Raw genomic sequence first — 18,824 nt, 5'->3', positions numbered from 1 at the left:
TGTTCCGCTCACTCCTTTTCGCTCACTCGCTGGAAAATCACCGCAGGAGAGCCGCCTCGTCGATGCTCCAGCCACGGCTGGCCAGCATGGCCTGAAGGTTCTTGTTGTCCTTCAAACTCTTCACCATTTCTTCGATGTGCTGGTCGTACTTGCCCGGGAACCTGCGCTTGATGTCGTCGATGTCCATCCTCATGGCCTCGGTGATACGGCCCTGGCTCACCAGCTCTCGCTGCCACATCTGCCAGGCCTGCGCCTGCAATTCGCTGCCCGTGCTGTACACATCGCGATGGTCATCGTATTCCATGCGAATGGACGGACCATTGTTGACCTTCTGCTTTTTGTGCGACTTGCCCGCGCGGTAGAAGCCCGGGTCGGTGATGTCCTTCCATGCAGCCTTGGGCGGAATGTGGTTGACCTCCATCGCGAGGGGGAACCGCGTCCCGTCCGCCTTCTGGTTGGCCGGGAGCTGGCCGCCGTACCAGCCGCCCTTCTCCGTGCATCCCTTGGCGATCAGCCCTTCCGGGTCCATCCACGTGAACGGGTTGGTGACGTAGGCGGCCGGATTGGGAGCAGGGGCGAGGCCCAGTGGGTCCGCCGACACGTATCGGGCCGTCTCCGGGTCGTAGTGCCGGTGGAGGTTGTAATGGAGGCCGGTCTCCGGGTCGTCGTACTGGCCGGGGAAGCGGAGCGGGGTGTAGGCGTCGGCTTCGCGGTTCCAGGCCGTGAGGCCCCAGACGGTGGAGCGCTTGTGCCAGGCGATCTCGCCGTGCTTGTCGACGAGTTCGGTCGGGGTGCCGACGAGGTCGGTGACGATGGCGAAGAAGCGGCTGCCGACGTCGCTCTGCGAGGAGTCTGCGGCTATGCGGCGTTCGAGCTGGGAGACGGGGCGGTAGCCCTCGTGGTCCCACGTGAGCGTCACCCCGGTCGAGGTGTCGGTCTGCTCGGCCAGCCGGGTGTCGTCCCAGGAGAACTGGACGGTGGCCTCGACCATGGCCCCGTCGGGTGCCATGCGGTGCTTGGCGGTGCGGCGGCCGAGTGGGTCGTAGGTGTAGCGCCAGACAGTGCCGTCCGGAGTTGTGCAGGAGGCGAGCCGGTCCTCGGCGTCCCAGGTGTAGCGCCAGGTGTCGGGCTTGCGGGACAGACGCCGCTTCTGGCGCAGGACGACCCGCCCGGCGTCGTCGTACTCGTAGCGCACCCCGCCCGCGCTGAGGAGGCGGGTGCCCTCATACACCCGTTCACCGCGGCTCTCTGTGTGCCGCGCCCGGTCGGGCCACTGGGCGCCGGTCTGGTTTCCGGTGGCGTCGTAGGTGTAACTCTCTGACCATTCGCCCGCGGTGACGCCGAGCGGTCGGCCTAGTGGGTCGAGTTCGAACCTCGCGGTCAGTCCGCTCAGGTGGTCGGTCTCCGAGGTGAGGAAGCCGTCGGCGCGATAGGTGTACGACCGTGAGAGGACCGTGTTTCGCGCGGTGGACACCGACTGGGACGTCAGTCGGCCGATCGGGTCCCACCCAGAGTCGAGCGCCACCGGCGCCTCGGCGGGGCCGAAGGTGCGCCGCAGCTCCCGGCCCAGTTCATCGTGCGTGTAGTCGAGGGTGTGGCCGGAGGCTTCGACCTGCACCCGGTTGCCGCCCGCGTCGTAGGCGTACGAGGTCACGGCCCCCGTCGGGGTCGTGCGTGAGACCAGTTCGCCGTGCGTGTCGTAGCCGAACCGTATGGTGCGCCCGTCGGCGGTCTCCGCCACCAGCCGGCCCATGGCATCGCGCTCCACGGACAGCGTGGACGTCGGCGACTCGGCGCGGGTCAGTCGGTCTGCGGCGTCGTAGGTGTAGCGGGTGACGACTCCGGCGGCGTCCTTCGTCACCACGTTGCCGAGGGCGTCGTAGGTCATCGTGATGCGCTGTCCGAGCGGTGTCGTGCGGGCGACGAGGCGCCCTGCGGCGTCATGTTCGTACGTGGTGGTGCGGCCGTCGAAGTCGGTCTCCGACATCGGCAGCCCGGCAGGACCGTACTGGTAACGCCACGTCCGGCCTTCGGGGTTGCGTACACCAGTGACGCGCAGCTCGGTGTCGTACGTGAACTCATAGCGCGCGCCGTCCAGGCCCGTGCGGGCGGCGAGCAGGTCGAACCACGTGTACTCGAACCGGACGACACCGCCCAATGGGTTGGTATACGCGAGGCAGTTGCCCTCCTCGTCCCACGTCCACGACTCGATCGTGTCGTCGGGGGCCGTGCGTCGCGACAGCAATCCCTCTGGCGTCCACTGCAACCGGGTGACCGCGCCGGTGGGATCGATACTCTCGACCGGAAGGCCGAACGGGTCGCGCCTGACCGCGTAAGTGGCGCCCTGCGGATCGGTGACCGAAAGCGTCAGGCCTGCCGGGTCATTGGTGCGCCGCTCCGTGTCGCCCGTGGGGTACGTGGCCGTAGTAAGTGCGCCCGCCGCATCGCACGTGAACGTGGTCGACGTCCCGTCGGGCGCGATGATCGCGGTCCGATTGCCGCGCTCGTCGAAGGTCTGCCGCCAGACCGTACCGTCCGGACCGGTCATCGACACCGGCAGGTGCAGTGCGTTGTACGTGGTCCGTGCCTGCCGCCCGTCGGGGTAGTACACAGTGGTCAGGTTGCCGTGCTCGTCGTACGCGAACCGGGCCGTACTGCCGATCTGGTCGGTGCGGCAGAGCAGGTTGTCCCAGCGGTCCCACTCGAAGCGGACGGTGTGCCCCAGTGGATCGGTCTCGGCGACGACCTGTCCGAGTTCGTTGAGGTAGGTGACGGTGACGGCACCGGTGGAGTCGGTGAAGCGGGTGATGCGGTTGACCGTGTCGTAGCAGAACTGGGAGGAGAGTGCGCCGTCCGGGCCGACGGTCTGCACGACCCGGCCGGCCGCGTCGTAGACGTATTGGTAGGTGTAGTCGTTGCGGTCGGTCCACGAGGTGACCCGCGCCTCGTCGTCGTACGTGAACCGCAGCGGTGTGCCCGAGGAATGGGCGACCGCTTCCAGATTCGCGTTGCTGTCGTAGCCGAAGGACGTCACCTGAACGGGGCCGTCCGGTGTCTGGAGGGACAGTCCTGTGACACGGCCGAGCTCCGGGTCGGTGGTCACCCGCACACGGTAGCCACCCTCGTGGTGCACGATGGTGGGCAGACCGTCCTCGGTACGGCCGATCTGAAGGGCGTTGCCGTTGCGGTCTTCGATCTCACGCAGCCAGTACAGGCCGCCCGCGTGGTAGGGGTTGCCGGTGAAGCGCCGGGTCAGGCCCGCGTGGGTGTCATGCACGGCGTACGTGACATCACCCAGTGCGTTGCGCTCGACATAGGTGAGCGGCAGCCGGTCGCCCTCCAGGGGCAGCACCTGCTCGTCGGCATCGCGCGGGAGGTCCGGGTAGAAGAGGATCGAGCCGTCCTCGCGGGCCCACATCGCGCCTTGGCCTGCCGGCTCCAGGCGCTCGTCGAGGGTGGAGGCCCAACTGCGGCCGAAGCAGTGGCCGTAGCGGTAGCTGGATATGTGCGTGCGCCGCAGGACGAGCGACAGGATCCCGGGCAGGGCCAGGTCCGTCTGGGAGAGGACCATTTCCCCGCTGGCCACGTCGACGGGGTCGGTCTTGCAGCGGCGGTTGCGTAGCGAGATCGCCCACTCGCGGACCCTGTCGAGCGCTTCCCGCAGCGACTTGGGGCGGGGGCGCCCCGGGCCCTTCGTCGCAGGGTCGGACTTGCCTCGCCGTCCGTCGAGGCCGTCGCCGTCCTTGCCGCCCTTCGCCGCGATGCTCTTGACGCGGTCGCGGACGTCCTGGTCGGTGTCCCGGTGGGTTTTCGAGCCCGCCTTCATGGACTTGGGCAGGTCGGTGCCGGTGTGCTTGCTGAGGTCCTTGTGTCCCTTGACGAGCTTCTCGATGACTTTCTCGAGGGTGGTGTCGAGGACGGCGGTGAGGGAGTCCTTGCCCTTGGCCCGGCCATGTGCGGTCTTCGCTTTGCCGATCTTCCCGGCCGTCTTGCCCTCCATGGCGATCTGTACGTCGCCCAGCTTCCCGCCGGCCTTGCCGTGCGCGTCGTGGTCGATCACGGGTCCGCCACCGGGGCCGCCTCCGCCCGGCCCGCCCGCGGAGTTGATCTGCAGTCCCTCCTTGCCCGCCTGCACGGTCTGGCCGGCGTCGTAACCGTCCTGCACGCCGACGACGTTGAGGGCGACCTGGATGGCGAGGTCGGCCGCGATGTTCTCCAGCGCGGCGACGGCCGGTTCGGTGAGGATGGCGACGATCTCGGCGACCGCGAGGTCGGCCATCTCCTTCAGGACCTGTTTGAACGCGGCACGGGTGGCCAGGATCTTCGCCCCCGCCAGCAGCGTCGAAAGACCCGCCGTGACCGGCGCCAGCGCGAGGGTGATGCCCACCGTGGCGGCCAGGTCGGCGAGTTCGCCCGGCCATGATCTTGCGGGCCACGATGAGGTCGGCCACCCGGTCCAGCGCCCCGGCGATCGTACGGGCCGCCTTGGCCACGTCCTTGTTCTTCTTCTGGACCTTTCCCCAGTGCTGGTCCAGGGCCGTCAGCGATTCGCTCTGCCCGGAGGAGAGCAGCCGCTGGATGTGTCCGTGCGCCGCGTGCGCGTCGTCGTCCGCGTCGTCCGCGAACTCCCGCAGCGCGTCCGCCATGTCCCGGTACGCGTCCTCGTCGACGTTGGGCCACCCCACGCCGACGATATCGAGCATCGCGTCGACGCCCTCGGGAATGGTGTAACCCATGACGAAGAGGCCCCCGTCTCGAACATGCAGTCAGATCATCAGATCTTTCAGCATGTCATGAGACTGCCAACCAGCCCCGAGCACCCCCTGGGAGGCCGCACTTCAATAACGGCGCGACGCGGACTCAGTACCGCAGCGACCGCCCGAACCCCGCCGCCAGCGGCATCCGCAGCCCCAGCGGCGGCGGCGCCGCCAGTGCGTCCGCGACCGGGCGGGCGTACGCGCGGGAGAAGAGCGCGCCGAGGACGAAGTCGGCCGCCAGGGCGAGGACTTCCTCCTGGTACTGGCGCAGCGCGTGGCCGTCCGAGTGGACCTCGAAGCGGCAGGTGGTCCGGTTGGACTTCTTCGCCCGTTCGGCCAGCCGGTACGACAGCTCCGGGTCGACCCGGGCGTCGTTCGTGCCGTGCACGATCAGGACCTGGCGGCCCGCGAGCTGTCTCACCGGTTCGGGCTGTGCCGCGACATCGTCCTCGGGCACCCAAGGGGCGAGGGCGAGTACGGAGTTGACGGCGCCGTGGCCGGCGGCGCGCAGGGCCGCACGGCCGCCCATGCCGTGGCCCGCCAGGCACACCGGTACGTCCCCGTACCGCCGTACGACCTCGTCCACGGCCCAGGTCGCGTCCGTCGCGAGCTGGGCGTCCGGGCCGTTCCAGCCGCGGCCGCGGTAGCGCACCACGTGTGCCACGAGACCGTCCGCGCGGCCCGCCCTGGCCAGTGAGCGCGCCAGGGGGAGCGCCGCCGCGTGCGCCACCGTGGACGGGCCGCGGGGCGACTCCGGTTCACCGTCCGGCAGCAGCAGCACGACCCCGCCGACCGCCGGTGCGGCGCCCGACGCGCGGACGGGCCGGCCGAGTCTGGCGTGCGCGGACGCGTCGGACGCGTCGGATGTGCGGGATGTGTCGCTCGTGCGTGCCGCGTCCGTTCCGGGGCGGACGTGCGCCGAATCCGCCCGCTCGGCCGGACGTCCCCACCACAGGTGTCGTGCCTGTTCTGCCATGGCAGAACAGTCTCAGAAGCGCGGGTGTACTCCACCCGTCCGCACGGTCACCGTTGCGTATCGACCGGTGATTCGCGCAGGTGCCCTCTACGCGCGTAGGTATTAGAGTGCGGAGATGACGAGCCAGACCACATCCGTGTCCTCCCGGGGAACTGCCCCCGGACCCGAGAGGCCCACCGCGGACCAGATCCGCCGTGCCCCGAAGGTGCTCCTCCACGACCACCTCGACGGCGGGCTGCGGCCCGGCACGGTCATCGATCTCGCCCGCGACGCGGGCTACGACTCCCTCCCCGAGACCGAGCCCGACAAGCTCGGCATCTGGTTCCACGAGGCTGCCGACTCGGGCTCGTTGGAGCGGTACCTGGAGACCTTCGCGCACACCTGCGCCGTCATGCAGACCCGCGAGGCCCTCAAGCGCGTCGCCATGGAGTGCGCCGAGGACCTCGCCGAGGACGGTGTCGTCTACGCCGAGGTGCGCTACGCCCCCGAGCAGCACCTGGAAGCGGGCCTGACCCTCGAAGAGGTCGTCGAGGCCGTCAACCTCGGGTTCCGGGAGGGTGAGCGGCGGGCCCGCGAGAACGGCCACCGGATCCGGGTCGGCGCCCTCCTCACGGCGATGCGGCACGCCGCCCGCGCCCTGGAGATCGCCGAACTCGCCAACCGCTACCGCGACTCGGGCGTCGTCGGCTTCGACATCGCGGGCGCCGAGGCGGGTTACCCGCCCACCCGGCACCTCGACGCGTTCGAATACCTCAAGCGGGAGAACAACCACTTCACCATTCACGCCGGCGAGGCCTTCGGGCTGCCGTCGATCTGGCAGGCGCTCCAATGGTGCGGCGCCGACCGGCTCGGCCACGGGGTCCGCATCATCGACGACATCGAGGTCGCCGCGGACGGCACCGTACAGCTCGGCCGTCTCGCCGCGTACGTACGCGACAAGCGCATCCCGCTGGAACTGTGCCCGACGTCCAACCTGCAGACGGGCGCGGCGGCTTCGTACGGTGAGCATCCCATCGGACTGCTGCGCCGGCTGCACTTCCGGGCCACCGTCAACACCGACAACCGGCTGATGAGCAACACCAGCATGAGCCGCGAGTTCGAGCACCTGACGGAAACCTTCGGCTACACGCTCGACGACATGCAGTGGTTCACCGTCAATGCGATGAAATCGGCGTTCATTCCTTTCGATGAACGACTCGCCATGATCAATGACGTGGTCAAGCCCGGCTACGCGGAGCTGAAATCCGAGTGGCTGTTCCAGCAAACCGCCACGACCAGCGGATCTTCACCGGACGAGGGCTGAGCGGTCGCGCAAGGAAAGGGCCGGGAGCGTCAACTCCCGGCCCTTTCCCCGGCGCGTGACTGTTTGCGGGGCGCGGTGCGCGCTGGCTAGCTTGCAAAACCGCTCATCTTTCCCCTCCCCCAAGGAAAATTCACTGATGAAGCAGTCCGCTGCCAAGACCCTCGGTGTCGCCGCCCTCGGTGCCGCCTTCGCCGTGGCCGGAGCCGGTGCGGCCGCCGCCGCCGGTGCCCCCGCCCAGCTCGGCACCCCGCTGGGCCTCGCCACCAACCCGGAGACCGTCGCCACCGTGGGACACGTGGTCGAGGGCGTCGGCCCGAACGCCCTGCCCGTCGCCCCCGAGCAGGTCACGGGCCTCCTCGGCGGTGCGGCGGCCGGCGGCGGCCTCCTGGGCGGTCTGCCCCTTCCGGTGCACTAGCCCGCCGGTCGACGAAGAGTGGGGCGCACACCCGGCCGGCCCGGGGGTGCGCCCCACTCGCGCTGTTACGGCGCCGCTGACGCCGGGTCACGTCACCAGGCGGTCGACGCGGTCTTCTCCTGCGGCAGCAGCAGCCACAGCGCCAGGTAGAGCAGGAACTGCGGGCCGGGCAGCAGACAGGACGCCACGAAGATCACGCGCATCGTCGTCGCGGAGGTGCCGAAGCGCCGTGCCAGCGCCGCGCACACTCCACCGATCACACGTCCGTCGCGGGGGCGGGCAAGTGCGGCCATGGTGGGCTCCTTCGAGAGTCGAGAGTCCGTATCCGGGAGCCTCTCCTCTGTGCTCCCGATGACTCCATACTCGCCGGGCGAACGGGGATGAAGCGTCGCTCTACGGGGCGATCCCGACCCTGGGAATCGTCGGGGTCGGCCCCTGAGACGCATCCTCCCGGAGCAGGCCTCCCCGCCCCTTCCGGTCCGTCCGGGGACTGCCGGAGCGCGCCCCGCGCCCGGCCCGCGTCAACCGGCGCCGCAGCCGGGCCCGGCCCACCGGGACCACGGCCAGATGCGCCAGCGCCACCCCGGCCGTGTTCAGCAGCAGCGAGTCCACGTCCACGACCTGCCCGGGCACCCCGGTCTGCAGCAGCTCGATGCCCAGCGACAGCAGCGCCCCCGCCGCGACCGTACGGGTCAGCGAGCCCCACGGGGAGGCGAAGAGCCGGCCGCCCGCCATCGGCAGCAGTATGCCGAGCGGTGCCAGCAGCAGCAGTCCTTCGCCGATCCGGCGGGCGGCCTCCACAGGGCCCATCGCCAGATCGGCCTTGATCCCCGCGAGGGGCTCCAGATTCGCCGCCATCACCCACATCACGTCCAGCGGGCGGAGCGTCAGCCACCCCACGAGCGCCAGATGCGCGAGGAGGAGGACACCCCCCGCCACGCGGAAGTGGATGGCGGCACTGCCGCCCAAGCCTTGACGCTGCACGACCCCCAAGACGCGACGACCGGCGGGATCGGTTCCGGGTCGCGTCCAGGCGTTACGAGACCCTCGTCACGAGCCCGTCGCGGCGGCGGTCGGCAGGGGCGTCTCCGGGCGCTGCTTAGCCGCCTGGGAGCAGCGGTAGCCGCGCGGCGCGTAGTCCCCGGGCCCGCCCAGGACGACCGTCCCGCCGGCCGTCGCCGCCTCGCTCTCCGCGAACGTGCACACGATCTGCGCCAGCGCCGTCGGCGTCAGGTCCTCCGGCTGCCGGGTCAGCCGCAGCGTGCCCTCCGGGTCGCCCTTCCACCCCGACGAGACGACCAGCGGCCCGCCGACGTCCGTGGTGAACCCGGCCTCCCGCTCGGCCACCGACGGCTCCGCGAGCAGCTGGTCGAGCAGCGCCCGGGCCCTGGCCACGGGCAGCCGGTCGGCCTCGGCGTCCTCGGGGCCCGGGGCCGTACGGTCCACCGCCACCAGTGCCGACGCACACACCAGGTACACCCGCACCGGCACGCCGCCCGGCTGCGCCCGCGTCGCCGTCTCCTTGCCGGACAGCGAACACGGCATCCGCGACGGCGCGGGGCCGGCGTCGACCGGCACCGACGTGGTCCTGATCCCGCACCCGGCGACGGCGAGCGCGAACACGGCGACGCCGACGGCCCCGGCGACGGCACGCAGGACCCTGCCCGGGCCAACCCTCCGGTCCGCGGCCCGCGCGTCCGCGCGTCGGCCCGTCGCCGGCGCCGTGTGCCCGTCCGCGCCCCGCGTCGTCGGCGTCGTGGGCCTGTCCGTGCTCGGGTCCGCGCCCCGCACGTCCACGACGGGGTGCTCTGTCGCGGGCAGGCCCGTCATCGGCGTCGTACGCCCGTCCGCGCTCAGGACCCTGCCCCTGCCCGTGGCGCGGGCGACGTCCTGTGTGGCCGGGCGCGGCGTCCCGGTCGGGTGGGTGGTCACCGCGTGTCACCTGTCTCTGCCCGGGTGGCCTGGCCTTCCGTGGCGAGGCCGGACGCGTCCTGCGGCAGCCGGAGCGTGAACACCGCGCCGCCCTCGCCGTCCGTCGTGTTGGCGGCGGAGATCCGGCCGCCGTGGATCAGAGCGTTCTCCATGGCGATCGACAGCCCCAGTCCGCTGCCCTCCGAGCGCGGCCGCGACGCGCTCGCCTTGTAGAACCGGTCGAAGACGTGCGGCAGTACGTCCTCGGGGATGCCGGGCCCGTGGTCGCGTACCGCGATGACCAGCTCCCCGTCCTCCGTGTGCACGGACACCCGCACCGGCGAGCCGCCGTGCTTCAGCGCGTTGCCGATCAGATTGGCCAGGATCACGTCGAGGCGGCGCGGGTCGAGCCGCGCCATGATGCCGCGCTCCGCGTCCAACTGGACCGCGTCCAGCCAGGCCCGCGCGTCGATGCAGGCGGTGACCTGGTCGGCGACATCGACGTCGTCGAGGACGAGCCGGGCCGTACCCGCGTCGAAGCGGGTCACCTCCATCAGGTTCTCCACCAGGTCGTTCAGCCGCCGGGTCTCGCTCACGACCAGGGCGACGGCGGGCGCGATCATCGGGTCGAGGCTGTCCTGCTCGTCCTCGAGGACCTCCGTCACGGCCGTCAGCGCGGTCAGCGGCGTACGCAGCTCGTGCGACATGTCGGCGACGAAGCGGCGGCTGGACTCCTCCCGGGCGCTCATGTCGGCGACCTTCTTCTCCAGCGACTGCGCGGCGCTGTTGAACGTCCGTGACAGCTCGGCCAGTTCGTCCGTACCGGACACGTGCAGCCGGGTGTCCAGCTTGCCCTCGCCGAGCTGCCGGGCCGCCTCGCCGAGCCGCCGTACCGGCCGCAGCACGGTCGTCGCGGCGGCATGCGCGAGCAGCGCCGAGCCGACCAGCGCGAGCGCGGTGGCGATCCCGAGCGACCAGGCGAGCGAGTTGAGGTCCGCCCGCTCCTGATCGAGCGACTTGAACATGTAGCCCGTCGGCCCGCCGCCCGTGATTCTCGTACCGCTGACCAGATAGGGCGTGCCGTCGCTCTGCGTCCGTACCCAGAACAGATGCTGCTTGTCGTTGACCGCGTCCTGCAGGGCCTGCGGCACGTCGTCGAGCGTGAAGCGGTCGGGGTCCGACGCGCCGACGATCGGCTTGCCCGCGTCCCGCTCCCCGAACAGCAGCACGCTGTAACCGGCGTTGCCGCCCGCCATCTGCTCGGCCGTCGTCCGCAGCTCGGTCTCGGTCGGCCGGGCGGGCAGCGAGGCGGCCCGGCTCTGCATCTCACGCCGGAAGTCGCCGAGCGCCGCGTTCTGCGTACGGGTCAGTACGGCCTCGCGGTTGAGCCAGTACGCGATCCCCGAGGCGGAGACGGCGGCGGTCAGTGCGACGAGTCCGAAGACGACGACGAGCCGCAGCCGAAGGCTGCTCCAGCGGAGTCCCGCGAGTATCGCCCGCTTCGCGGCACCCGTCCTGTCAGGGGTATCGCTCACTGAGGGGCGTCCAGCCGGTAGCCCACGCCTCTGACCGTACGGATCAGGGTCGGCGATGACGGTACGTCCTCCACCTTCGCCCGCAGCCGCTGCACACACGCGTCCACCAGACGCGAGTCACCCAGGTAGTCGTGCTCCCACACCAGGCGGAGCAGCTGCTGCCGCGACAGCGCCTGGCCCGGACGGCGGCTCAGCTCCAGCAGGAGACGCAGCTCGGTCGGCGTGAGCTGGAGATCCTCGCCGTTCTTCGTCACCGTCATCGCCGAACGGTCGATCACCAGCGAGCCGAACGTCGCCGAGTCGGTCGACTCGCGCTCCCCGCGCCGCAGCACGGCCCGGATCCGGGCATCCAGCACCCGCCCCTGCACCGGCTTGACCACATAGTCGTCCGCCCCGGACTCCAGTCCGACCACGACGTCGATGTCATCACTGCGCGCGGTCAGCAGAATGATCGGCAGCTGGTCGGTGCGCCTGATGCGCCGGCACACCTCGAAACCGTCGATGCCGGGCAGCATCACATCCAGCACGATCAGATCCGGCCGCTGCTCGCGCAGCAGTTTCAGGCCGTCCTCGCCCGTCGCCGCGGTGGCCACACGGTGGCCCTGGCGTGACAGGGAGAGTTCGAGGGCCGTGCGGATGGCGTCGTCGTCCTCGATCAGCAACAGGAAAGGCACGAACGTCATTCTGGCCCATAGGGGAGGGTCAGTTCGACAGTTGGAGTGCTTCTGCCCCTGTGACAGGCCTGTGACAGTCGGCGGACACCGGTGTGAAGTCCCCCGGGCAATGTTTTCTGCACACGGCCGGAACACCACCGGCGCACAGACTCCAACCGACGGGGGGCGCGAGATGAACGCACTGCACAGCACCACCTCAAGCGCAGTTGTCACGCGTCTCCACGACGTCAGCACCGTCGCGCCCGTCGTGCGGAGCACCGAGAAGTCCGGCGCCGTGAACGGGCGGGGGTGCGTTCGCGGCGCCGGGCGTCAGCACAAGCCGTCGTACATGACGGTCGTCGACTCCAGGGTCGAGGGGGGTCACGGGGGAAACGCGTACGGGGAGGTCTCGGGGGAGCGGCGGTCCTTGTCGGAGGTGGAGTTCACCACCTACGTACAGGAACGCCGTGCCTCCCTGTACGCGACCGCCTTTCATCTGACCGGTGACCGGTTCGAGGCGGAGGACCTGCTCCAGAGCGCCCTCTTCTCGACGTACCGGGCATGGGACCGGATCAGTGACAAGGCGGCGGTCGGCGGCTATCTGCGGCGGACCATGACCAATCTGCACATCAGCGCGTGGCGTCGGCGCAAGATCGACGAGTACCCGACCGAGGAGCTCCCGGAGACGGTGGGCGACACGGACGCGATGCGCGGCACGGAGCTGCGCGCGGTGCTGTGGCAGGCGCTCGCGCGACTGCCGGAACTGCAGCGCACGATGCTGGTGCTGCGCTACTACGAGGGCCGCACGGATCCGGAGATCGCGGACATCCTCGACATCAGTGTCGGCACGGTCAAGTCGAGCATCTGGCGGTCGCTCCGCCGGCTGCGTGAGGACGAGGTCCTCAGCTTCGGCCGTGACGAGGAGGAGTCCTTCGGCGAGCTGGTGGCCTGAGGGCGTACGGGGGAGCAACGGGGGTCACGGGGGATCCCACGGGGGAGAACGAAGCGGGCCGGACATGCCATGTCCGGCCCTTCTTCGTGCCTGCCCTCGCGACCGCCTTCTTCGTGCCCGCGGGCGGTGTCCCGGGGGCCTTCGTGCCCGCGGGCGGTGTCCCGGGAGGGTCCGGGCGCGGGGGAGTCAGCCGCCCGAGGCGGCCCGCGCGCGGCAGCGGCCCGCCGCCGCGGCGGCGAGGCGGCCGAGGGCCTCGGCCTTGTCGCAGGGGTGGGCGCCGAGGGCGGACTGGCGGGCCACGATGCCGCGTTCCGCGCGCATCAGGCGCCAGCCGCGGCGCAGCAGGAACGGGACGGACTTGCGGCCCTCGCGCAGATCGCGCAGGAGGCGGCGGCGGAACGTCGTCGAGGGGCGGCCGCGCAGGCAGAGCGCGTCCGCCAGGACGCCGAGCTCCTGGCAGCGGGCGACGATCTCGGCGGCGAAGATGCCCTCGGCGACGAAGAGCGGGGTGCGCTCGATGTCGAGGGCTTCGCGGTCGACCCGGGAGCTGGTGGAGATGTCGTACACGGGGACGGTCGTACGGCCCGTGCGGCACAGCTCCACGACCGCCTCGACGGCCGCGTCCGCGTCCCAGGAGTCGGGGGAGTCCCAGTCGATGTCCGTGCTGCCCGTGACCAGCGGCAGCGTGGGGTCGTCGGCCTCCTTGTAGAAGTCGTCCAGGCGTAGCACCGGGAGGCCGGAGCGGGCGGCGAGGGACGACTTGCCCGAGCCGGAGGGGCCGGCGAGCAGAACGACACGCGTCGGGTGGGGTTGGGAACTCACGGGACACCAGTGTGAGGCATTGGGCCATGCGAGGGACCCCTCTGGAGGCCCGTTGGTATTGAGGATCACAGGGCAACTACGGTGAGTGTGGCTCTGATTACTCCGGCAGGTGGGATTGTTCATGCCACGTCACTCAGCTCCCAAGTCCGCACGGCCCACGCTGTTGCGCGCCGGTCTGACCGTCGCGGCGGCGGCCGCGGCCATCGGCACGGGCGGCGCCGCCCATGCCGCGCCGGGCGGCGTCGACGTCGTGTCCCAGGACGCCCAGGCGACCGGACAGACGCCCGTCCAGGCCCGCGGCGTGACCGGTGTGGTCACGAACTCGGTGAACGGTGTGGGTGAGGTCAAGCGGCTTCAGCTGAACCCGCTGGCCAAGACCGGAGTCGATCCGCTGGACAACCACGTCGGCACCCAGGTCGCCGACTTCAAGTCGGTCGGCACGCAGGACGCCACGGGCCCGCTGTCCGCCGGCGCCGCCCTCCAGGACCTTCCGCTGGCCGGACCCGCCACAAGGGCCCTGCCGATGTGACGCGCCGGTGTGCGGTGCTGGTGTGATGCGCCGATGTGAGGTGCCGTCCGGCGTGCCGGTGTGACGCGTCGGCCCGAAGCGTCGGTCCCGAAGCACCGGTCCGGCGCGGGGACGCCGAAGCCCCCGCCGCGTCGCGCGGCGGGGGCTTCTCGGCGCGGGGCTCAGTACGCGGAGCCGGACGCGCCCAGGCTCCCCGTCGGGTGCCAGACCGTCTTCGTCTCCAGGAACGCCGTCATACGCCCCGTGCCCGGGTCGGCGGACCAGTCGTCGGCGCGCGGGCGCAGCACCCGCTTGAGGTTGTCCGCGGCCGCCGCTTCGAGCTCCTTGGCGAGCTGCTCGTCGGCGCCGGTCAGGTCGATCGCGTTGACGTCCTGGTGCGCGGCGAGCGGGGCCGCGATCTCGGCCGTACGGCCCGACAGGACGTTGACGACACCGCCCGGCAGGTCGGACGTGGCCAGCACCTCGCCCAGCGACAGCGCCGGGAGCGGGGCCTTCTCCGAGGCGATCACGACGACCGTGTTGCCCGTGGCGATCGCCGGGGCGATCACGGAGACCAGGCCCAGGAAGGACGAGTCCTGCGGGGCCAGGACCGTGACGACACCGGTCGGCTCGGGGGTGGAGAGGTTGAAGAACGGGCCCGCGACCGGGTTCGCCCCGCCCACGACCTGGCCGATCTTGTCGGTCCAGCCCGCGTACCAGACCCAGCGGTCGATCGCGGCGTCCACGATCGCGGCCGCCTTGGATTTCGACAGCCCCTCGGCGTCGGCCACCTCGCGCACGAACTGGTCGCGGCGGCCCTCCAGCATCTCGGCGATGCGGTAGAGGATCTGGCCGCGGTTGTACGCCGTCGCGCCCGACCAGGCGCCGAACGCCTTGCGGGCCGCGACGACCGCGTCACGGGCGTCCTTGCGGGACGACAGCGGGGCGTTGGCCAGCCACTTGCCCTTGGAGTCGCTCACCTCGTACACCCGGCCGCTCTCGGATCGCGGGAACTTCCCGCCCACGTACAGCTTGTAGGTCTTGAAGACGCTCAGACGGTCAGTGCGCTCAGACATCGAGGTAGGCCTCCAGACCGTGGCGACCGCCCTCGCGGCCGAAGCCCGACTCCTTGTAGCCGCCGAAGGGCGAGGTCGGGTCGAACTTGTTGAACGTGTTGGCCCAGACGACACCGGCGCGGAGCTTGTTCGCCACCGCGAGGATGCGGGAGCCCTTCTCCGTCCAGATGCCCGCGGACAGGCCGTACTGGCTGTTGTTGGCCTTGGCGACCGCCTCGTCCGGCGTACGGAACGTCAGCACGGACAGCACCGGGCCGAAGATCTCGTCGCGGGCGATGGTGTGCGCCTGCGTGACGTTCGTGAACAGCGTCGGGGCGAACCAGTACCCGGACGAGGGCAGTTCGCACGGAGCGGACCAGCGCTCGGCGCCCTCGGCCTCGCCGGTCTCGGCCAGCTGCGTGATCCGGGCCAGCTGCTCGGCCGAGTTGATCGCACCGATGTCGGTGTTCTTGTCCAGCGGGTCGCCGAGGCGCAGGGTCGAGAGGCGGCGCTTGAGCGAATCCAGCAGCTCGTCCTGGACGGACTCCTGCACGAGGAGACGGGAGCCCGCGCAGCAGACCTGGCCCTGGTTGAAGAAGATGCCGGTGACGATGCCCTCGACGGCCTGGTCGATGGGGGCGTCGTCGAAGACGATGTTGGCGCCCTTGCCGCCCAGTTCCAGTGTGACCTTCTTGTCCGTACCGGCCACGGAGCGGGCGATGGCCTTGCCGACCGCCGTCGAACCGGTGAAGGCCACCTTGTCGACGTCGGGGTGCTCGACGAGGGCCGCGCCCGCGTCGCCGTAGCCGGGAAGGATGTTGACGACACCCTTCGGCAGGCCCGCCTGGCGGCAGATGTCCGCGAAGAAGAGCGCGGTGAGCGGGGTCGTCTCGGCGGGCTTCAGGACCACCGTGTTGCCGGTGGCGAGGGCCGGGGCGATCTTCCACGCCAGCATGAGGAGGGGGAAGTTCCAGGGGATGACCTGGCCCGCGACGCCCAGCGGGCGCGGGTTCGCGCCGTAGCCGGCGTGGTCGAGCTTGTCGGCCCAGCCCGCGTAGTAGAAGAAGTGCGCGGCGACCAGGGGGAGGTCGGCGTCGCGGGTCTCCCTGATCGGCTTGCCGTTGTCGAGGGTCTCCAGGACGGCCAGCTCACGGCTGCGCTCCTGGATGATCCGGGCGATCCGGAAGAGGTATTTGGCGCGCTCGGAGCCGGGCAGGGCCGACCACTTCTCGAACGCCTTGCGGGCGGCCCTGACCGCGCGGTCGACATCCTCGGCGCCGGCCCGGGCGACCTCGGAGAGGACCTCTTCGGAGGACGGGGAGACCGTCTTGAAGACCTTGCCGTCGGCGGCCTCCGCGAACTCTCCGTCGATGAAGAGGCCGTACGAGGGCGCGATGTCGACGATCGACCGCGACTCGGGCGCGGGTGCGTACTCAAAGGCAGTCATGGTGATCAGTCCACCGTCACGTAGTCGGGGCCGGAGTAACGACCGGTGCTGAGCTTCTGGCGCTGCATCAGCAGGTCGTTGAGCAGGCTGGAGGCGCCGAAACGGAACCAGTGGTTGTCCAGCCAGTCCTCGCCCGCGGTCTCGTTGACCAGCACCAGGAACTTGATCGCGTCCTTGGTGGTGCGGATCCCGCCCGCGGGCTTGACGCCCACCTGCACTCCGGTCTGCGCCCGGAAGTCGCGGACGGCTTCGAGCATGAGCAGGGTGTTCGCCGGGGTGGCGTTGACCGCGACCTTTCCGGTCGAGGTCTTGATGAAGTCCGCGCCGGCGATCATGCCGAGCCAGGAGGCGCGGCGGATGTTGTCGTACGTGGAGAGCTCGCCGGTCTCGAAGATGACCTTGAGCCTGGCGGCCCCGGAGGCCTCCTTCACGGCCAGGATCTCCTCGTAGACCTTCATGTACTTGCCCGAGAGGAAGGCGCCGCGGTCGATCACCATGTCGATCTCGTCGGCCCCGGCGGCGACGGCGTCGCGCGTGTCCGCGAGCTTCACGTCGAGGGCGGCGCGACCGGCGGGGAAGGCGGTGGCGACGGAGGCGACCTTGACGTCCGCGCCGTTCAGGGCAGCCTTGGCGGTGGCCACCATGTCGGGGTAGACGCAGACGGCGGCCGTCTTCGGGGTCGTACGGTCGGTCGGATCGGGGTTGACGGCCTTGGCGGCGAGCGCCCGGACCTTGCCCGGGGTGTCCGCGCCTTCCAGCGTCGTCAGGTCGATCATCGAGATGGCCAGGTCGATGGCGTACGCCTTGGCCGTCGTCTTGATCGAACGGGTACCGAGAGACGCGGCGCGCGCTTCGAGGCCGACGGGGTCCACACCGGGCAGCCCGTGGAGGAAGCGGCGCAGTGTGCTGTCGGACGCGGTCACGTCAGCGAGTGCGGCTGGTGCAGCAGTGGTGGGCATGGTCACCAGTCGAGCATATCTACGCGCGTAGCGACCTGTAAACGCCTGCGCCCTTGTGAAGGACGAAAGTGCTGGTGGACACGTGTGCACGTGAAAGCTGTCACAGGCGGGCGGCGCGGAGTGTGTCGATGTGCGTGGAAGGGTGCGCGGGACGCCCATGGGGCCGTGAGGCGAGGTCGGGTGGTGCGAACGTGTGTGCAGTCGATCGCTGGAGCTGATGCAGGTGTACGGGACTGGCCCAGGTGTGCGGTTGGCGCACTACGGTGATTGGTCATGAAGCTGGTGGTGCAGGTGAAGCTGTTGCCGACGCCGGAGCAGGCGTCGGCATTGGGGGCGACCCTGCGCGCCTGCAACCGTGCTGCCTCCCATGCGTCGCGGGTGGCGTTCGAGAAGAGGATCACGAGCCGTAACGAGCTGCAGAAGGACGTGTACGCGGACCTGAAGGCCAGGTTCGGGTTGTCCGCGCAGCCGGCGGTGCGGGCGGTGAAGAAGGTGGTGGACGCGTACGCCACGTTGCGGGCGAACCTGCGGGCAGGGAATCTCGGCAATCCCGGCTCGCGGCGGTATGTGAAGGCGACCGGTGAGCCGCTCTCGTTCCGCCCGGATGCCGCCCAGCCGTTCGATGATCGGTGTCTGTCCTGGCAGTTCGATGCGCGGACGGTGTCGATCTGGACGCTGGGTGGGCGGATGAAGGGCGTGCGGTTCGCCTGCTCGCCGGACCAGCTGAAGGCGCTGGTGCAGTACCGGCGCGGGGAGAGCGACCTGGTCCACCGGGACGGCAAGTGGTTCCTGATCGCCATCTGCGAGGTACCCGAGCAGCCGCGGTACGAGCCGGTCGACTGGATCGGGGTGGACCGGGGCATCGTGAACCTCGCCACCACCTCCGACGGCACCAACCACCAAGGCCGCCGCCTGGGCCGGTATCGGCGCTGGCAGGCCCGCAAGCGTGCCGAGCTGCAGGCCAAGGGCACCCGCAGCGCGAAACGCCGGGCCAAGCGCCGTGCCAGGCGTGAGGCTCGGCACGCCACCCATATCAATCACCGGATCAGCAAGGAGATCGTGGCCGTCGCGCAACGCACCGGGAGGGGGATCGCCGTGGAGGACCTCGGCGGGATCCGTGACCGGGTACGGCTTCGCCGCGACCAGCGGGCCACGCTCTCCTCCTGGCCGTTCCACCAGCTCGGCGCCCACCTGGCCTACAAGGCCCGGCGGGCCGGTGTGCCGTTCCTGGAGGTGGACGCGGCCTACACCTCCCAGATGTGTCCGCGCTGCGGGCATACCGGTCGGACCAATCGGCCCGACCGGGACCACTTCTGCTGTCGTCGGTGCGGGCTCGCTGGCCCCGCCGACGTCGTTGCCGGGGTCAACGTGCGTAACCGCGCACGCTCGGCGTGGGTGCTCGTCACCGCACCCGTACCCGCCCTCGCGTAACGCGGGGGCGGGTAGATGCGACCCGTGACCGTCCCGTCGTAGGGGGCAGTCGGGAGCGCGACGAGGCGTGAACGACCAGGCACACAAGCCTGGCCGTCAC

The 18,824-nt window shown here is 70.5% G+C and carries 16 protein-coding genes; 5 read left to right on the top strand and 11 right to left on the bottom strand.

Annotation, left to right across the window (positions count from 1 at the left end):
* Positions 1–37: 37 nt before the first annotated feature.
* Both ABT342_RS01720 and ABT342_RS01715 read right to left on the bottom strand, forming a co-directional pair.
* Positions 38–4,387, bottom strand: coding sequence for an RHS repeat-associated core domain-containing protein (locus ABT342_RS01720; protein WP_351565422.1), 4,350 nt, complete (start codon positions 4,385–4,387; stop codon positions 38–40).
* 473 nt (positions 4,388–4,860) lie between these two features.
* Entirely contained in the window at positions 4,861–5,733 is an 873-nt protein-coding gene (locus tag ABT342_RS01715) for an alpha/beta hydrolase (RefSeq protein WP_351565420.1), read from the bottom strand.
* A gap of 115 nt (positions 5,734–5,848) precedes the next feature.
* Here ABT342_RS01715 and ABT342_RS01710 point away from each other — a divergent pair, with 115 nt between their 5' ends.
* Positions 5,849–7,036, top strand: a complete 1,188-nt coding sequence (locus tag ABT342_RS01710; protein ID WP_351565418.1) for an adenosine deaminase — start codon at positions 5,849–5,851, stop codon at positions 7,034–7,036.
* Between the two features lie 136 nt (positions 7,037–7,172).
* Positions 7,173–7,451, top strand: a complete 279-nt coding sequence (locus ABT342_RS01705; RefSeq protein WP_351565416.1) for a hypothetical protein — start codon at positions 7,173–7,175, stop codon at positions 7,449–7,451.
* A gap of 92 nt (positions 7,452–7,543) precedes the next feature.
* On the opposite strand, the gene ABT342_RS01700 is transcribed toward ABT342_RS01705, so the two are convergent.
* The 5 genes from ABT342_RS01700 to afsQ1 all read right to left on the bottom strand — a co-directional run bounded on the left by ABT342_RS01700 (position 7,544) and on the right by afsQ1 (position 11,571).
* Positions 7,544–7,744, bottom strand: coding sequence for a PspC domain-containing protein (locus ABT342_RS01700; RefSeq protein ID WP_351565413.1), 201 nt, complete (start codon positions 7,742–7,744; stop codon positions 7,544–7,546).
* A 100-nt stretch (positions 7,745–7,844) separates the two neighbouring features.
* On the bottom strand, positions 7,845–8,420 hold the full coding sequence (locus tag ABT342_RS01695) for a VanZ family protein (RefSeq protein WP_351565410.1): 576 nt from the start codon (positions 8,418–8,420) through the stop codon (positions 7,845–7,847).
* Between the two features lie 81 nt (positions 8,421–8,501).
* Entirely contained in the window at positions 8,502–9,383 is an 882-nt protein-coding gene (locus ABT342_RS01690; protein ID WP_351565407.1) for a hypothetical protein, read from the bottom strand.
* Positions 9,380–10,897: an ATP-binding protein gene (locus ABT342_RS01685; RefSeq protein WP_351565404.1), complete on the bottom strand. Its 1,518-nt coding sequence runs from the start codon at positions 10,895–10,897 to the stop codon at positions 9,380–9,382. Before ABT342_RS01685 ends, ABT342_RS01690 begins: the two co-directional genes overlap by 4 nt.
* On the bottom strand, positions 10,894–11,571 hold the full coding sequence (afsQ1, locus tag ABT342_RS01680; protein ID WP_351229557.1) for a two-component system response regulator AfsQ1: 678 nt from the start codon (positions 11,569–11,571) through the stop codon (positions 10,894–10,896). The genes ABT342_RS01685 and afsQ1 overlap by 4 nt, the downstream gene beginning before the upstream one ends.
* A 172-nt stretch (positions 11,572–11,743) precedes the next feature.
* Here afsQ1 and ABT342_RS01675 point away from each other — a divergent pair, with 172 nt between their 5' ends.
* Positions 11,744–12,502: a SigE family RNA polymerase sigma factor gene (locus tag ABT342_RS01675; protein ID WP_351565401.1), complete on the top strand. Its 759-nt coding sequence runs from the start codon at positions 11,744–11,746 to the stop codon at positions 12,500–12,502.
* Positions 12,503–12,688: 186 nt separating this feature from the next.
* On the opposite strand, the gene ABT342_RS01670 is transcribed toward ABT342_RS01675, so the two are convergent.
* A complete protein-coding gene (locus tag ABT342_RS01670) occupies positions 12,689–13,324 on the bottom strand; it encodes a uridine kinase family protein (RefSeq protein ID WP_351565399.1) in 636 nt (211 codons plus the stop codon).
* A gap of 121 nt (positions 13,325–13,445) precedes the next feature.
* On the opposite strand from ABT342_RS01670, the gene ABT342_RS01665 reads away from it, so the two are divergent.
* Positions 13,446–13,853, top strand: coding sequence for a hypothetical protein (locus ABT342_RS01665; RefSeq protein ID WP_351565396.1), 408 nt, complete (start codon positions 13,446–13,448; stop codon positions 13,851–13,853).
* A gap of 161 nt (positions 13,854–14,014) precedes the next feature.
* Here the strand turns inward: ABT342_RS01665 and ABT342_RS01660 are convergent, their stop codons facing one another.
* From ABT342_RS01660 to deoC, 3 genes are read right to left on the bottom strand one after another with little or no spacing between them, the layout of a single operon-like run.
* Entirely contained in the window at positions 14,015–14,908 is an 894-nt protein-coding gene (locus ABT342_RS01660) for an aldehyde dehydrogenase family protein (RefSeq protein ID WP_351565394.1), read from the bottom strand.
* Entirely contained in the window at positions 14,901–16,334 is a 1,434-nt protein-coding gene (locus ABT342_RS01655) for an aldehyde dehydrogenase family protein (protein ID WP_351565392.1), read from the bottom strand. The genes ABT342_RS01660 and ABT342_RS01655 overlap by 8 nt, the downstream gene beginning before the upstream one ends.
* A gap of 5 nt (positions 16,335–16,339) precedes the next feature.
* Positions 16,340–17,293: a deoxyribose-phosphate aldolase gene (deoC, locus tag ABT342_RS01650; RefSeq protein ID WP_351565389.1), complete on the bottom strand. Its 954-nt coding sequence runs from the start codon at positions 17,291–17,293 to the stop codon at positions 16,340–16,342.
* A gap of 273 nt (positions 17,294–17,566) precedes the next feature.
* Here deoC and ABT342_RS01645 point away from each other — a divergent pair, with 273 nt between their 5' ends.
* Positions 17,567–18,724: an RNA-guided endonuclease InsQ/TnpB family protein gene (locus ABT342_RS01645; RefSeq protein WP_351565386.1), complete on the top strand. Its 1,158-nt coding sequence runs from the start codon at positions 17,567–17,569 to the stop codon at positions 18,722–18,724.
* The last annotated feature ends 100 nt before the right edge of the window (positions 18,725–18,824 follow it).

It is taken from the genome of Streptomyces sp. NPDC000410, assembly GCF_040300305.1.
In the GTDB taxonomy this organism is placed as follows: Bacteria; Actinomycetota; Actinomycetes; order Streptomycetales; family Streptomycetaceae; genus Streptomyces.
Note: the sequence above shows the minus strand (reverse complement) of the source record. Positions and strands in the feature narration are given on the sequence as shown.

What these genes read in the sequence shown, in the direction of transcription:
- ABT342_RS01715 (WP_351565420.1), bottom strand. Translation starts at nt 5,733, where the DNA reads ATGGCAGAACAGGCACGACACCTGTGGTGGGGACGTCCGGCCGAGCGG.
- ABT342_RS01710 (WP_351565418.1), top strand. Translation starts at nt 5,849, where the DNA reads ATGACGAGCCAGACCACATCCGTGTCCTCCCGGGGAACTGCCCCCGGA.
- ABT342_RS01705 (WP_351565416.1), top strand. Translation starts at nt 7,173, where the DNA reads ATGAAGCAGTCCGCTGCCAAGACCCTCGGTGTCGCCGCCCTCGGTGCC.
- ABT342_RS01700 (WP_351565413.1), bottom strand. Translation starts at nt 7,744, where the DNA reads ATGGCCGCACTTGCCCGCCCCCGCGACGGACGTGTGATCGGTGGAGTG.
- ABT342_RS01675 (WP_351565401.1), top strand. Translation starts at nt 11,744, where the DNA reads ATGAACGCACTGCACAGCACCACCTCAAGCGCAGTTGTCACGCGTCTC.
- ABT342_RS01665 (WP_351565396.1), top strand. Translation starts at nt 13,446, where the DNA reads ATGCCACGTCACTCAGCTCCCAAGTCCGCACGGCCCACGCTGTTGCGC.
- ABT342_RS01660 (WP_351565394.1), bottom strand. Translation starts at nt 14,908, where the DNA reads ATGTCTGAGCGCACTGACCGTCTGAGCGTCTTCAAGACCTACAAGCTG.
- ABT342_RS01655 (WP_351565392.1), bottom strand. Translation starts at nt 16,334, where the DNA reads ATGACTGCCTTTGAGTACGCACCCGCGCCCGAGTCGCGGTCGATCGTC.
- deoC (WP_351565389.1), bottom strand. Translation starts at nt 17,293, where the DNA reads ATGCCCACCACTGCTGCACCAGCCGCACTCGCTGACGTGACCGCGTCC.
- ABT342_RS01645 (WP_351565386.1), top strand. Translation starts at nt 17,567, where the DNA reads ATGAAGCTGGTGGTGCAGGTGAAGCTGTTGCCGACGCCGGAGCAGGCG.